This is a genomic window from Streptomyces xingningensis, from assembly GCF_054957865.1.
Map to the genome: position 1 here is coordinate 19777 of NZ_JBDJPF010000031.1, position 14527 is coordinate 34303.

At 72.2% G+C, this 14527-nt stretch carries 14 protein-coding genes; 4 read left to right on the forward strand and 10 right to left on the reverse strand.

Annotation, left to right across the window (positions count from 1 at the left end; genetic code table 11):
- Position 1: 1 nt before the first annotated feature.
- The gene (alr, locus tag ABCR83_RS17795) at positions 2-1156 is read right to left on the reverse strand and encodes an alanine racemase (protein WP_462696015.1); all 1155 of its coding nucleotides are present in this window, start codon (positions 1154-1156) and stop codon (positions 2-4) included.
- A gap of 69 nt (positions 1157-1225) precedes the next feature.
- Between alr and ABCR83_RS17800 the strand changes: the two genes are divergently transcribed.
- Positions 1226-2659 (forward strand): NAD(P)H-hydrate dehydratase, encoded by a 1434-nt coding sequence (locus tag ABCR83_RS17800; RefSeq protein ID WP_462696016.1) that lies wholly within the window; start codon positions 1226-1228, stop codon positions 2657-2659.
- 310 nt (positions 2660-2969) lie between these two features.
- Here ABCR83_RS17800 and ABCR83_RS17805 read toward each other — a convergent pair whose 3' ends face one another.
- The 3 genes from ABCR83_RS17805 to ABCR83_RS17815 form a co-directional block, all read right to left on the reverse strand.
- Positions 2970-3377, reverse strand: coding sequence for a hypothetical protein (locus ABCR83_RS17805; RefSeq protein ID WP_462696017.1), 408 nt, complete (start codon positions 3375-3377; stop codon positions 2970-2972).
- A 79-nt stretch (positions 3378-3456) separates the two neighbouring features.
- The gene (locus ABCR83_RS17810; RefSeq protein WP_462696018.1) at positions 3457-6807 is read right to left on the reverse strand and encodes an NACHT domain-containing protein; all 3351 of its coding nucleotides are present in this window, start codon (positions 6805-6807) and stop codon (positions 3457-3459) included.
- 125 nt (positions 6808-6932) lie between these two features.
- Positions 6933-7337, reverse strand: a complete 405-nt coding sequence (locus ABCR83_RS17815; protein WP_462696019.1) for a RidA family protein — start codon at positions 7335-7337, stop codon at positions 6933-6935.
- Positions 7338-7428: 91 nt separating this feature from the next.
- Between ABCR83_RS17815 and ABCR83_RS17820 the strand changes: the two genes are divergently transcribed.
- Entirely contained in the window at positions 7429-7641 is a 213-nt protein-coding gene (locus tag ABCR83_RS17820; RefSeq protein WP_462696020.1) for a hypothetical protein, read from the forward strand.
- Complete coding sequence (locus tag ABCR83_RS17825) at positions 7638-8009, forward strand: fic family toxin-antitoxin system, toxin component (RefSeq protein WP_462696021.1); 372 nt, start codon at positions 7638-7640, stop codon at positions 8007-8009. Before ABCR83_RS17820 ends, ABCR83_RS17825 begins: the two co-directional genes overlap by 4 nt.
- A 163-nt stretch (positions 8010-8172) precedes the next feature.
- Here the strand turns inward: ABCR83_RS17825 and ABCR83_RS17830 are convergent, their stop codons facing one another.
- The 3 genes from ABCR83_RS17830 to ABCR83_RS17840 are packed head-to-tail and all read right to left on the reverse strand — an operon-like array spanning position 8173 to position 10714.
- Entirely contained in the window at positions 8173-8541 is a 369-nt protein-coding gene (locus ABCR83_RS17830) for a holo-ACP synthase (RefSeq protein ID WP_462696022.1), read from the reverse strand.
- Complete coding sequence (gene glmS, locus ABCR83_RS17835) at positions 8538-10385, reverse strand: glutamine--fructose-6-phosphate transaminase (isomerizing) (RefSeq protein ID WP_462696023.1); 1848 nt, start codon at positions 10383-10385, stop codon at positions 8538-8540. The genes ABCR83_RS17830 and glmS overlap by 4 nt, the downstream gene beginning before the upstream one ends.
- A gap of 47 nt (positions 10386-10432) precedes the next feature.
- The gene (locus ABCR83_RS17840; RefSeq protein ID WP_462696024.1) at positions 10433-10714 is read right to left on the reverse strand and encodes a hypothetical protein; all 282 of its coding nucleotides are present in this window, start codon (positions 10712-10714) and stop codon (positions 10433-10435) included.
- 211 nt (positions 10715-10925) lie between these two features.
- Here ABCR83_RS17840 and coaA point away from each other — a divergent pair, with 211 nt between their 5' ends.
- Positions 10926-11909, forward strand: coding sequence for a type I pantothenate kinase (gene coaA / locus ABCR83_RS17845; protein WP_462696025.1), 984 nt, complete (start codon positions 10926-10928; stop codon positions 11907-11909).
- Positions 11910-11940: 31 nt separating this feature from the next.
- Here the strand turns inward: coaA and glmM are convergent, their stop codons facing one another.
- The 3 genes from glmM to rplM all read right to left on the reverse strand — a co-directional run bounded on the left by glmM (position 11941) and on the right by rplM (position 14489).
- Positions 11941-13299, reverse strand: a complete 1359-nt coding sequence (gene glmM / locus ABCR83_RS17850) for a phosphoglucosamine mutase (protein WP_462696026.1) — start codon at positions 13297-13299, stop codon at positions 11941-11943.
- Between the two features lie 197 nt (positions 13300-13496).
- Positions 13497-14003 (reverse strand): 30S ribosomal protein S9, encoded by a 507-nt coding sequence (gene rpsI / locus ABCR83_RS17855; protein ID WP_462696027.1) that lies wholly within the window; start codon positions 14001-14003, stop codon positions 13497-13499.
- A gap of 39 nt (positions 14004-14042) precedes the next feature.
- On the reverse strand, positions 14043-14489 hold the full coding sequence (gene rplM / locus ABCR83_RS17860; protein ID WP_462696028.1) for a 50S ribosomal protein L13: 447 nt from the start codon (positions 14487-14489) through the stop codon (positions 14043-14045).
- Between the last annotated feature and the right edge of the window lie 38 nt (positions 14490-14527).

Here is a 14527-nt window from a genome sequence, read left to right on the forward strand (position 1 = left end):
GTCATCGATCCCTTGGTGGTTCGTCACCAACGTAGACGCGAGGCACCCGCGCGGTGATGCGCGTGACAACTTCGTAAGCGATGGTTCCGGTCGCCCTCGCCCAGTCCTCGGCGGTCGGCTCGCCCCGGTCGCCGGGGCCGAACAGCACCGCCTCCTCGCCGGGTCCGGCCGAGTCGCCGCCCAGGTCCACCACGAACTGGTCCATGGCGACCCGGCCCGCCACCGTCCGCCACTTGCCGCCGATCAGCACCGGCCCGGTGCCGGAGGCGGCGCGCGGAATGCCGTCGGCGTAGCCGAGCGGGACCAGCGCCAGCGTGGTCTCGCCGGGGGTGGTGTAGCGGTGTCCGTAGGAGACGCCGTGTCCGCCCGGCACCCGCTTCACCGAGGCGAGCGCGGCGGACAGCGTCATCACCGGCCGCAGCCCCAGGTCGGCGGGGGTGCCCAGCTCCGGGCTCGGCGATATGCCATAGACGGCGATGCCGGTGCGCACCAGGTCGAAGTGGCTCTCGGGCAGGGTCAGGGTCGCCGGGGAGTTGGCGATGTGCCGGACCTCGGGCCGGATGCCCTGCCGCTCCGCATGGGCCAACGCCTCGCGGAACACCGCCAGTTGGGCCTGGATGGATGGGTGGCCCGGCTCGTCCGCGCAGGCGAAGTGCGACCAGACTCCGGTGACCCGGACGAGCCCGTCCGCCTCCGCCCCGCGGGCGGCGGCGACCAGCTCCGCCCAGTCGCCGGGCGTGCAGCCGTTGCGGCCCAGGCCGGAGTCGATCTTCAGCTGGACGCGGGCGGTGCGGCCCGCGGCCCGGGCCGCCTCCGTCACCTCCGCCAGCCCCCACAGCGCGCCGACCGAGACATCGATGTCCGCCTCCACGGCCTCCCGCCATGGCCCGCCCGGCGTCCACAGCCAGCACATCAGCGGGCCGGTGTCCCCCGCGGCGCGCAGCGCCAGCGCCTCCTGGGGGGTGGCCGTACCGATCCACCGGGCACCGGCCTGCCGGGCGGCCCGCGCGCAGCGCACCGCGCCATGGCCATAGCCGTCGGCCTTCACCACGGCCATCAGCTGCGCCCGAGGGGCGCGGGCCCGCAGGGCGCGTACGTTGGCCCGCAGGGCGGCCAGGTCTACCAGGGCTCGGGCGCGCATCGGTGTCTCACTCATCCCAGCCAGTGTCTCAGGCCACGGCGAACAGGGGTGCGGGGAGTGCGGGGCCACGGGGACACTGATCACATGAGAACCGGCTTCAGCGTGGAGACCGTAAGGGCCGCCGAGCGAACGCTCATGGCCGAACTCCCCGAGGGCGCGCTGATGCAGCGCGCCGCGGCGGGCCTCGCGGCCGCCTGCGCGGACCTGCTGGGCCGGGTGTACGGCGCCCGGGTCGCCCTGCTGGTCGGCAGCGGCGACAACGGCGGTGACACCCTCTACGCGGGCGCCCGGCTCGCCCGGCGCGGCGCGGGGGTGACCGCGGTCCTGCTGGCGCCGGAGCGCACCCACCCCGGCGGGCTGCGCGCCCTGCGCGCCGCCGGGGGCCGGGTGACGGACGCGGCCGACGGCGTGCGCGCCGTCGAACGCGCCGACCTGGTGCTGGACGGCATCGTCGGCATCGGCGGCCGGGGCGGCCTCCGCCCGGCGGCCGAACCGCTGGTACGGGCGGCGGAGGGCGCCCTGGTGGTGGCCGTCGACCTGCCCAGCGGCATCGACCCCGACACCGGCGAGGTACCCGGCGCCGCGGTACCCGCCACCGCAACGGTCACCTTCGGCGCCTACAAGCCGGGCCTGCTGATCGACCCCGCGCGCCGGCACGCGGGCGCGCTGCGCCTGATCGAGATCGGGCTCCGGCTGCCGGCCGAACCCGATGTCGAGGCCCTCCAACACGCCGATGTCGCCGCCCTGTTGCCGCGCCCGGCGGCGGAGAGCGACAAATACCGGCGCGGTGTGGTCGGCATCGTGGCCGGTTCGGCCCGCTACCCGGGCGCGGCCGTGATGGCCGTGGCCGGTGCACTGCGGGGCGGCGCGGGCGCGGTCCGCTACGCGGGCCCGGCGGCGGACGCCGTGATCGCCCGCTTCCCGGAGACCCTGGTCACCGCCGGCCCGCCGGCCAAGGCCGGGCGCGTACAGGCGTGGGTGGTCGGCCCGGGACTGGGCGATGACGCGCAGGCCCGGCAGGCGCTGGCGGACGTGCTGGCGACGGACGTCCCGGTCCTGGTCGACGCGGACGGCCTGCGGCTGCTCTCCGCCGAGACGGTGCGCGCCCGGAGCGCGGAGACCGTCCTCACCCCGCACGCGGGCGAGGCGGCCGCCCTGCTGGGCCTGGCCCGCGAACAGGTCGAGGACGCCCGCCTGGCCTCCGTACGGGCGCTGGCCGACCGGTACGGGGTGACGGCGCTGCTGAAGGGCTCGACGACCCTGGTGGCCTCGAGCCGACGGCGGACGGTACGGGTGAACCCCACGGGCACCGGGTGGCTGGCGACGGCCGGGAGCGGGGATGTGCTCAGCGGGCTCATGGGTTCGCTGCTGGCGGCGGGGCTGCCGGGGCGGGACGCGGCATCGGTGGGCGCATATCTGCACGGGCTGGCGGCACGGGAGTTGGGTGCGGGGCCGATCACGGCGATGGAGGTGGCGGAGCAGCTGGGGGCGGCCTGGCGGGACGTCTCGATCGGGTGAGAAGCGCACAACTCCCGGCAGGCATGGGGTTGGTGCCCGCACGCTGGGCGGAGAGCGGAAGGAGATCACCCCATGGCCGATGCCGACATTCGCGTCCCCGCCGAAGTACGGGACCGCCTCGCCAGGGCCGCCGCCGCGGAGGGCCTGTCGCTGCGCGCCCATCCGACGCGTCTCGCCAACAGCCTTCCCGTGCCCGCCGAGCGCATCCACCGGCCGTCGCTCGATGACTACGGCCACCACCTCAGCCCGGAGGAGGAAGCACAGGTCGACGCCGAGCTCGACCGGCGAATCGCGGAGGCCGACCGGCGGTTCAGGATGCGATCTCGCGATACCCCGGACGACCGGACTTGCCCTTCCCCAGAAGCTGGGAAACCCGCTGCGGACTCACCTTGAGCACTGCGGCGATCTCACGCCCCGACAACCCGAGCGACTCCAGGCGCTGGGCCACCTTCCGCCGCTGCACCGCGGCTCGTTCCTGAGCGGCCTGCGCTTCCCGGTCGGCGTCCCGGAGCTGGAAGAGTTCACCGTCCACTCCCGCGCCGATCTCCGGCACAACCGTCACATCGAAGGAGTCCGCCGGAACGTCGAGCAGCAGAGAGACGTAGTCGCGGACCATGATCTCCGCATCGAGCAGCGTCCCGGACTGGGTTACGCCAACGTCTTCGATATGAAGCTCCCAGCCGCGCTTCCAGCGCTTGGCGACGACCTCGTACGTCATGCGGGTCACTTCGTCCACCCTTCCGGCAAGCATTCGTTCTTCTCGCAGGTCACAGAAAGCAAGCGCCCGGAGGGCGGTCTCACCGCCCCCGCCCCAGCAGCAGCCGTGAACCGGTGGGCAGCAGCTCGGAGTTGAGGACCGGCCCGGAGTGCGCCACCTCCACCCGCTTGAGCGCTTCCAGGCCGCGCAGCTGCGCCAGGTCGAGGGGGATCGCGGACCCGGCGGGGGTGTGGATGGTGAGCGACTCCAGGTTGGGGTAGGCCCTCGGCACCTGGGTCAGCCGGGCGAGGCCGACCGGTCCGGACAGCCCCAGGTGGACGATGCGCGGCAGCGGCTCCGCGCAGGCCAGCGACGCCAGGTCCTCGTTGACCACGGTCAGGTCGGTGAGCTGGGGAAGGGTCCCCAGGACCAGCCGCTCCCGCTGGGTGATGCCCGGGCCGTCGAACCTCAGCATCTGCAGGGCGGGATGATCCCGCACCAGGGACAGCCGCAGATCGGCGGACGCCCCCCGGCCCATCGAGAAGGCCTGGAGCCGCGGCGGCAGCGAGGGCCGCCGGGAGCCCGGCCGCGCCGGGGCCGGAGCGTGCCAGTCGAGCTGCAGCGAGGTGAGCCAGGGCATGCCGGACAGGGTGTCCAGGTCGTCGGGGCACTCGGTCAGCCTGAGGTTGAGGGACCGCAGGGCGTCGCTGTTCAGGGCGCCCAGGTGGGAGACGCCCTCGGTGTCGGAGATCAGCACCCCGCGCAGCGGCGGGCAGGCCGCCAGGGCACGCAGATCCACGGCCTCCGGACTGGCCCTGAGCCACACCTTGGCCAGCACCTCCGTCGGCAGATCCGCCAGCTCGCCACCGGTCAGCCCGTAGCACTCCACCTGGCACCGGCCGCCCAGCGCCTTCAGCACGGCCAGGTGGGCCCGTGACTTGGCCACGAACCACAGCCCGGCGTCCGCCAGCCTGGCGATCACCGCGGCCGCGTAGTGGTCGGTGTCGAAGCGGTCCCAGGCCCAGGCGAGCTGCGCCCGCACGCCCAGGCAGGGCAGGGCGGCGTACTCGGCCAGCAGCGGAATGGCCCGGTCGTCCGCCACCGCGGTCGCCGCCACCACCACCGCGGAGGCCACCTCGTCCGTCAGCCCCTCGGGCCCCGGCAGCAGGTCCAGCACCACATGTCCGGCCTCCGCCAGCGCCTTCGCCGATTCCACATCGCGCGGCGGCACCAACTCGGCCGCCGCCCGCTCCACTTGGGCCCGTACCCCCGGGTCCACCTCGGTGGCATGCTCCAGGCACGCCGCCGCCAGCAGCCGCAGCCGGTACCGGTGGGCCTCCTCCCGCTCTCCCCGCGCCAGCAGCTTGCCGAACAGCTCCCCGCGGGCCCGCCGTGGCGCATGGCCGACCGCCATCCGCAGCACGTCCTCCCACTGGTCGTCGTGCGCATGCTCGACCAGGACGTCGAAGTCCCAGTCGTCCACGGCCGCCTTGGCGCCCAGATAGTCCTGAAACGTACGGTGGATGAAGTCCAGCGTCTCATTGGTGGGCCGCCGTAACAGCCCGCTCCGCAGCACCAGATGGCGCAGGATCCGCTCGGCGTCACCGCCCGCCGCCGCCATCGAGGGCATCGCCGGAAGGACCCGGACCACGATCTCCACGGCCTTGTGCCACTCGATCTCCGAACGGCCGTTGCGGATCAGCCAGTAGGCGATCTTCTGCAGCAGCGCCAGCTGCTGGGCGTGATCCAGCTCCGGCACCTCCGGACCCGTCATGATCTCCCGCTCGCGGTCCCGCCGCACCAGCAACAGCTCCAGGGCCGCCCGGTAGAGCTCCATCCGGCCCCGCGGCAGATGCCCCCGCCGGGAGCGGTTGAGTGCGCAGATCAGCGCGCACATCAGGGGGTTGGTGGCCAGCCGTCCGAGATCCGGCTTGGCGATGACCGCCGCCGCCAGCACATCCCGGAAGGCGCGCAGGCGCTCCCGCTCGCCCTCCCGCTCGTCCGGCGGGACGCACTGTTCCGCGGTGGCATGCCAGCGGTCGATGAAGGCCGTGACATCGCTGCGGCTCATGGGGAGCAGTTCGAGCTCCGTGAAGCCGTACTCCGCCAGCCAGCCCTCCCGCACGGCCGACGGCCGGGTGGTCACCACATACCGCGCGTCCGGATACGCGGCCAGCAGATCCTTCAGCCAGGCCAGGGTCCGTCGGCGGTCCGCCTCGGGAACCTCGTCCACCCCGTCGATCAGCAGCAGCATGCCGCCCTCGGCCATCCGCTGGGCCGCCCACCCCTCGGCGGCCGGCAGCCCCGCCAGCGGGCGGGCCCCGCACGTCAGGAACTCCCCCGGCCCCGGCAGGCTGCCCGCCCTGATGAGCGTGCGCAGCGACAGCGTCAGCGGCATACAGCCGCTCAACTGGTCCAGGCCCGGCGGGAGTTCCCCCCGGGCGGTGATCGTGGCCAGCCACTGCAGCAGGGTGGTCTTCCCCGATCCGGCCGCCCCGCGCAGCAGCACCCGCTGCTGTCCGGCCAGCGCCGCCTCGGCCCGCTGCGGCGACGGCACGGACCGCACCGCCACCTCCCGGGACCCCCCGAAGCCCTCGGACGCCAGCACCGGCCCGACCTCCTGCCGCCCTTCCGCGCCGATCAGCTCCAGGCTCAGATACGCGGCATCGAGCGGCCAGGCCTCTTCCTCCCCGTCCGAGAGCGTGAGGCCGACGATGGTCAGCTCGCCCGCCTTCTTGATGAGGTAATCGCGCAGCCTGCGCTCGAACTTCTCCCGCTCCAGGTCCTGGGACGAGGCCAGTACGCACACCGCGATCCGGTGCCCCGCCCGGGCGCACTCCCGGTGGAACGCCGGATAGGTGAGCGGCGTGATCACCGGCGTCACCAGCAGCCTGCCGTGCCGCCAGCCGCCCGGGTCCGCGCACACCACCCCGACGAGAAAGCCGTTGACGAAGACGGCGGCCCCGGACATCCCCGCCCAGGGCGACTCCCCGCCGGGCACCGCGGCCGGCGCCCGATGGCCGCCGTCGAGCACATAGCGGCCGCCGAGCAACTGGCTGCCGGTCTTCAGCGTCCCGGTGAACTGCTCGGTGTCGAGCTCGCCCGCCGCGGTCCGCTGCACCCCCGGGAAGCCGATGGCCTGTGCGTCCGGCCAGACCTGCAGGTCATTGACCCGCCCCCAGCCCAGGGGCGCAAAGGCGGCGGCCGCCTCGTCCGGCACCAGGTTCCGGTCGGCGGCCAGCAGCGCCGCATCGCACCGGTCGTCATCGCGGGCCCACACCACCCGGCAGCCCACCGGCCCCACCCCGCCGGGCACCACCACCCGCGGCCGCGCGCCGGCGGCCCCGGCCACCACATGCCCGGCGGTCAGCACCAGCCGCGGCTCCAGCAGATACCCACTGCCCTGGCAGCTCCCCAACACTGCCGCGATGCGTTCCTTCGCCGGGTGCACAACCCCTCCCCCACGTCCTTGCGTTCCGTCCTCGGACGGTGACCAAGACGATACGGAAAGCGAGTTGAGCGAGCGGTGGGTTCCGCGGATCGGGCGGACTCAACGGGCGGACTCGACGGGCACGCTCATGGGACGAGCGCGAACGCCTCGACCTCCAGCAGCAGCTCGGGCCTGAACAGCGCCGCCACCTGCACCGCCGTGCTGGCGGGCGGACGCCCGGTGTCGACGAACTCATCACGGGCCGCCCGCACCGCGGGCAGGTGCGCGACATCGGTGAGGTAGTAGGTGAGCTTGACGACGTCGTCGAAGGTCGCCCCGGCGGCCGCCAGGCAGCGGCGCAGGTTCTCGAAGACCTGCCGCGCCTGCGCCCCCGGATCACCCTCGCCGACCAGCCCGCCGTGCTCGTCGAGGGCCACCTGGCCGGAGACCGCGACCATCCGGCCCGGCCCGGTCACCACCTGGGTGTAGCCGGCGCCGGGGAAGACGCCCTCGGGGGCGGGGATGTGGGTGAGCTGCGGTTCATGTGCCATGGCGGCATCCTCATACGGTGCCGGCCATTGCCGCCAGCGCATTTCCGCGATCGCCGCACAGCGCCTGCTACCAAGTGCTAGCTTCTCGGTCATGGCGAAGACACAGGTGAACCTCAGGCTCGAAGAATCCACCGCTGAGATGGCCAAACAAGCTGCCGAGACGCGCCACATGGCCGTGAACGAGTACGTCGAGCAGTTGATCCGGGCGGACAACGAAAGCCTCCGCGAGGCGTTCCTCGCCGGTGTCCAGGAAGTATTCGACGGCTACGGAGACCTCATCGACGAGATCGAGGCCGCCGCGTGACCCTCCACATCGACCTGTCCTGGCTCCTTGATGCCGCCCGCGTGACCGGGAAGGACGATCCCGCGCCGCGCGACTACGGAGTGCCCATCGCCGCGGTCGAGCGACACCAAGCCGTACTGGCGAGTGAGGAGGTCTACCACGACGTATACCTGCGGGCCGCGGCACTGGCCCATACATTGGGGCGGCTGCACTGGCTGGAACACTCCAATCTGCGCGTGGCGATCGGTGTGGCACACGGCTACCTGACGGCTTCAGGGGTCGAGGTGAAGCTCGCCCAGACCGACGTCACCGCTCTGGCGAACGAGTTGAAGAGTCCTCGGTCGACCGCGGCTTCGGTCGCGGACGTCCTGCGCGGCTGGAGCAGCTGAGCCTCTCCCGTGGGCACGCGGCGGCGTTCCGGGAAAACGCGACGGAGTTCGGGCCGTGGAACCGGTCCGGCGATCACATCGAGTTCCACGACAACGAGTTCAACGGCCCCCGCCCTCCAACCACCCCGCGGAACCGGCCGGTTGAAGGGGCGGAGCCGGACCCTCACCCCTCCGCGATCACCACCGCCGACGCCACCCCGGCGTCATGGCTGAGCGACACATGCCAGGACCGTACGCCCAGCGCCGCCGCCCGCGCCGCCACCGTGCCGGTCACCGTCAGCCGGGGCTGCCCGCTCTCCTCGGTGCTCACCTCGGCGTCCGTCCACAGCAGGCCCGGCGGGGCGCCCAGCGCCTTCGCCAGGGCCTCCTTGGCGGCGAACCGGGCCGCCAGCGAGGCGATGCCGCGCCGCTCGCCGCTGGGGAGGTACAACTCCCGTTCCAGGAAGAGCCGGCCGGCCATCCCGGGGGTGCGCTGCAGCGCCGCGTCGAAGCGCTCGATCTCGGCGACGTCGATGCCCACTCCGACGATCACTCGACCGTCACCGACTTCGCCAGGTTGCGCGGCTGGTCGACCTCGTTGCCCCGGGCGGTGGCCAGCTCGCAGGCGAAGACCTGGAGCGGGACGGTCGCGACCAGCGGCTGCAGCAGCACCGGGGTCGCCGGGATCTCGATCAGGTGGTCGGCATAGGGGCGCACCGCCCGGTCACCGCGCTCGGCGATGACGATGGTGCGGGCGCCCCGGGCCCGGATCTCCTGGATATTGGAGACGATCTTGTCGTGCAGAACGGACCGGCCGCGCGGGGACGGCACGACCACCACCACCGGCAGGTCCTTCTCGATCAGCGCGATCGGGCCGTGCTTGAGCTCACCGGCGGCAAAGCCCTCGGCGTGCATATAGGCGAGCTCCTTGAGCTTGAGCGCGCCCTCCAGGGCCACCGGATAGCCGACGTGGCGGCCCAGGAACAGGACGGTGTTCTTGTCGGCCAGCGAGCGGGCCAGTTCGCGCACCGGCTCCATGGTCTCCAGCACCTCGTCCACCTGGGTGCCGATCTCCGACAGCTCGCGGACCACGCTCCGGATCTCGTCGCCCCACTTGGTGCCGCGCACCTGGCCCAGATACAGGGCCACCAGATAGCAGGCCACCAGCTGGGTCAGAAACGCCTTGGTCGAGGCGACCGCGACCTCCGGCCCGGCGTGGGTGTAGAGCACGGCGTCCGACTCCCGGGGGATGGTGGAGCCGTTGGTGTTGCAGATGGCCAGGACCTTGGCGCCCTGCTCCCGGGCATGGCGCAGCGCCATCAGGGTGTCCATGGTCTCGCCGGACTGCGAGATGGCGATCACCAGCGTCCGCTGGTCCAGGATCGGGTCGCGGTAGCGGAACTCGCTCGCCAGCTCGGTCTCGCAGGGGAGGCGGGTCCAGTGCTCGATCGCCAGCTTGGCGATCATCCCGGCGTGGTACGCGGTGCCGCAGGCCACGATCACCACCTTGTCGACCTCCCGCAGCACGGACGCCGGGATGCGCACCTCGTCCAGGGTCAGCGAGCCCGCCGTGTCGATGCGGCCCAGCAGGGTGTCGGCGACGGCCTTCGGCTGCTCGGCGATCTCCTTGAGCATGAAGTAGTCGTAGCCGCCCTTCTCGGCGGCGGAGGCGTCCCAGCCGACGTGGTACGCCCGGACGTCCGCGGGGGCGCCGTCGAAGTCGGTGACGGTCACGCCGTCCCGGCGCAGCTCGACGACCTGGTCCTGGCCCAGCTCGACAGCCTCCCGGGTGTGGGCGATGAAGGCGGCGACATCGGAGGCCAGGAAGGACTCGCCCACGCCGATGCCGACCACCAGGGGGGAGTTGCGGCGGGCGCCGACCACCACATCGGGCTCGTCGGCGTGCACGGCGACCAGGGTGAAGGCGCCCTCCAGGCGGCGGCAGACCTGGCGCATGGCCTCGGCGAGGTCGCCACAGGAGGAGAAGGACTCGGCGATCAGATGCCCGACGACCTCGGTGTCCGTCTCGGAGGCGAGGGCGTGGCCGCGCTCGGCGAGCTCGGCGCGCAGGGCGGCGAAGTTCTCGATGATGCCGTTGTGGACGACCGCCACCCGTCCCGCGTTGTCCAGGTGTGGATGGGCGTTGACGTCGGTGGGGCCGCCGTGGGTGGCCCAGCGGGTGTGGCCGATGCCGGTCGGGCCGGACGGCAGCGGCCGGTCGGAGAGCTCCTTCTCGAGATTGGCGAGCTTGCCCGCCTTCTTGGCGGCGGCGAGCCCGCCGTCGGCCAGCACCGCGACCCCGGCCGAGTCATAGCCGCGGTACTCCAGCCGCCGCAGCCCCGCCATGACGACATCGAGGGCGGACTGCCCTCCCACATAACCAACGATTCCGCACATGGGGTGCAGCGTACGGCCCCGGTGTCAGCGGCCGGGGAGCGACGGGGTCAACGCCCGCGCTCGATCCGGTCGATGGCCTCCTGGACGAGTTCGAGATACTCGACCTCCTCACAGCGCGGCTTGCTGCCCAGGTGGTACTGGTCCAGGCAGTCGCCGAGGTCCTGCCCGAGGTCCTCGTCCGGCAGCTCGTCGGACAGCTCGGCGCGCACCCGGTCGGCGAAGAGGTCGTCCGGGGCGGGCCGGCCGGCGGCCGGGGAGCCGGCCCGGCGGTGGAGGAGGCGCTGGAGGGAGTTCCGGACGAGCCGGAGTACCAGACGGAGTACGAACACGGGGTCCCTCGCATGGTGCGGGCCGGGCCGAGTGGGGTCTCCGGCCGGAGGCCGGGGGAGGGACCGTATTCCTGACCGGCGAGTAGGTACAGGCTCCGCACAGGAACTTCACTCCCGCGGTCACCCGTCTCCCCCTGGGGACGCCTGCCGGGGCACCCGAACCCCACACCCCACAGTGACCGTCTTCCATCACACGCGCACAATGGGGCCCGTGCCGACCACCACAGAGCAGCCGCAGCACCGACGCCGCGCAGGAGACTCCTCCCCGTTTGTGGACCTCACGCGCGCCGAGTGGAGCGCCCTGCGCGAGAGCACCCCGCTGCCGCTGACGGCCGCGGAGGTCGAAGGCCTGCGCGGGCTCGGTGACGTCATCGACCTGGACGAGGTCCGGGACGTCTATCTGCCGCTCTCCAGGCTGCTGAACCTCTATGTAGGGGCCACCGGGCAGCTGCGCGGCGCGCTCAACACCTTCCTCGGGGAGAAGGGGGCACAGCGGGGCACCCCCTTTGTGATAGGCGTCGCGGGCAGTGTCGCGGTCGGCAAGTCGACCACGGCCCGGCTGCTGCGGGCGCTGCTGGCGCGCTGGCCCGAGCACCCGCGGGTGGAGCTGGTCACCACGGACGGCTTTCTGCTGCCCAATGCCGAGCTGCACCGGCGCGGCCTGATGTCCAGGAAGGGCTTCCCGGAGTCCTACGACCGGCGTGCCCTGATGCGCTTTGTCGCGGATGTGAAGGCGGGGAAGGGGGAGGTTTCCGCGCCCGTCTACTCGCATCTGATCTATGACATCGTGCCCGGCGAGCGGCTGACCGTGCACCGCCCGGACGTCCTGATCATCGAGGGGCTCAATGTCCTGCAGCCCGCGCTGCCGGGCGAGGACGGGCGCACCCGGGTGGGGCTGGCGGACTTCTTCGACTTCAGCATCTATGTGGACGCCCGGGCCGATGACATCGAGCGGTGGTACTACGAGCGGTTCAAGAAGCTGCGGGCGACGGCCTTTCAGGACCCGGACTCCTACTTCCGCCGCTATACCCAGGTGAGCGAGGAGGCGGCGCTGGACTTCGCGCGCCGCAACTGGCGCACGATCAACAAGCCCAATCTGCTGGAGAATGTGGCCCCCACCCGGGGCCGGTCGAATCTGATCCTGCGGAAGGGGCCGGATCACAAGGTGCAGCGGCTGTCGCTGCGGAAGTTGTAGGGGGCCGACCCTCCGGCCCCCTCAACTCTTCCTAGCCCAGAACGGACTTGACCACGTCCGCCAGCCGCTGGGCGACCGTCCGGGCCTGTTCGATGTCGGCCGCTTCCACCATCACCCGTACGAGCGGCTCCGTACCGGAGGAACGCAGCAATACCCGCCCCGTCGCGCCCAGTTCGCGCTCCGCGTCATTGACGGCCTCGGCCAGTTCCGGCGAGGTGGCGACGCGCGACTTGTCAACATCCCGGACGTTGATGAGGACTTGGGGCAGCCGCTCCATCACCCCGGACAGCTCCCGCAGGGTGCGTCCCGTCGCCGCGACCCGGGCGGCCAGCAGCAGGCCGGTCAGCGTGCCGTCACCGGTCGTGGCGTGGTCGAGGACGATGACATGGCCGGACTGCTCGCCGCCCAGGGCGAAGCCGCCCGCCTTCATCTCCTCCAGGACATAGCGGTCGCCGACCGCGGTCTGGACGACCTCGACGCCCTCCCGCTCCATGGCGATCTTGAAGCCCAGGTTGGACATCACCGTGGCGACCACCGTGTTCCGGCGCAGCGAGCCCGCTTCGCGCATCGCCAGGGCGAGGACGGCGAGGATCTGGTCGCCGTCCACCTCGGCGCCGGTGGCATCGACCGCCAGGCAGCGGTCGGCGTCGCCGTCGTGGGCCACCCCCAGGTCCGCGCCGTGCTCCGCGACGGAGCGGCGCAGCTTCTCCAGGTGGGTGGAGCCGCACTCATGGTTGATGTTGAGGCCGTCGGGGTCGGTGCCGATGGTGATGACCTCGGCCCCGGCGCGGGCGAACGCCTCGGGGGAGACCCGGGCCGCGGCCCCGTGCGCGCCGTCGATGACGACCTTGAGGCCGTCCAGCCGGTTGGGGAGGACCCCGATCAGGTGGGCGACGTAGTTGTCGAAGCCCTGGTCGTACTCGCGCACCCGGCCGACACCGGCACCGGTGGGCCGGTCCCAGGGCTCGCCGGTGGCATGGGCCCGGTAGGTCTGCTCGATGCGGTCCTCGAGCTCGTCGGCGAGCTTGTGGCCGCCGCGGGCGAAGAACTTGATGCCGTTGTCGGGCATCGGATTGTGGCTGGCGGAGAGCATCACGCCGAGGTCGGCGCCGAGCGCGCCGGTGAGGTAGGCGACGGCGGGGGTGGGCAGCACCCCGACCCGCAGGACGTCCACGCCGGCGCTGGCCAGCCCGGCGACCACCGCGGCCTCCAGGAACTCCCCGGACGCCCGCGGATCGCGGCCGACCACGGCCACCGGGCGGTGGCCCTCGAACGTCCCCGCCTCGGCGAGCACATGCGCCGCCGCGACCGACAGGCCGAGCGCCAGCTCGGCCGTCAGATCGGCGTTGGCGACACCGCGCACACCGTCCGTACCGAAGAGTCGTCCCACTGGTGTCCTCCGAAAAACGCGGGAGTTCGGGGCCCGGGAGAGCCCCCCGTACTTGAGGTGTCGGGTTGTACCCGAGGTGGCGCGGCCTGGGCCGGGGCATTGCCTTCAGGTATACGCCCCGGGCGGCCAATAGCCGAACGCCCCGGCGGCACGGATCGTGCCGCCGGGGCGTTCGAGCAGAGCAGCCGGCCTTGCGCTTAGCGCTTGCTGTACTGCGGAGCCTTGCGGGCCTTCTTCAGACCGGCCTTCTTGCGCTCGACCGCACGGTCGTCGCGCTTGAGGAAGCCGGCCTTCTTCAGCGGGCCGCGGTTGTTGTCGACGTCGGCCTCGTTGAGGGCACGGGCCACGCCCAGGCGCAGGGCGCCCGCCTGGCCGGAGACGCCGCCACCCGAGATGCGGGCGATGACGTCGTAGCGGTCGTCGAGCTCGAGCACCTTGAAGGGCTCGTTGACTTCCTGCTGGTGCACCTTGTTCGGGAAGTAGTCCTCGAGGGTGCGCCCGTTGATCTTCCACTTGCCGGAGCCCGGGACGATCCGGACGCGGGCGATGGCGTTCTTGCGACGGCCCAGGCCGGCGGCCGGCTGCGGGTCGCCGAAGCGGGACGCGAGGGACTCGGAGGTGTACTCCGACTCGACGACGACCACGGTCTCGGTGGTGTACTCCTCGACCTCTTCGAGCGGGGTCTCGGCGGTGGTCTCAGCCACGATTCTCCTCAGACTTTCTGGTTCGGCGGTGGCCGGGACTTAGCCCTGCTTGACCTGGGTGATCTCGAACGGAACGGGCTGCTGAGCGGCGTGCGGGTGCTCGGAGCCCGAGTAGACCTTCAGCTTCGAGAGCATCTGACGGCCGAGGGTGTTCTTGGGCAGCATGCCCTTGACGGCCTTCTCGACGGCCTTCTCCGGGTTCTTGTCGAGCAGCTCGTCGTACCGGACGGAGCGCAGACCACCCGGGAAACCGGAGTGCCGGTAGGCCATCTTCTGGGTCCGCTTGTTGCCGGACAGGTGCACCTTGTCGGCGTTGACGATGACGACAAAGTCGCCCGTGTCGACATGCGGCGCGTACACGGGCTTGTGCTTGCCGCGCAGCAGGGAGGCAGCCGTAGAGGCCAGACGGCCCAGGACGACGTCCTGCGCGTCGATGATGTGCCACTGGCGCTGGACATCGCCGGGCTTGGGGCTGAACGTACGCACGGTCGTAGCCTTCGCTTCTTCAGTGTGAGTGTGGGTCC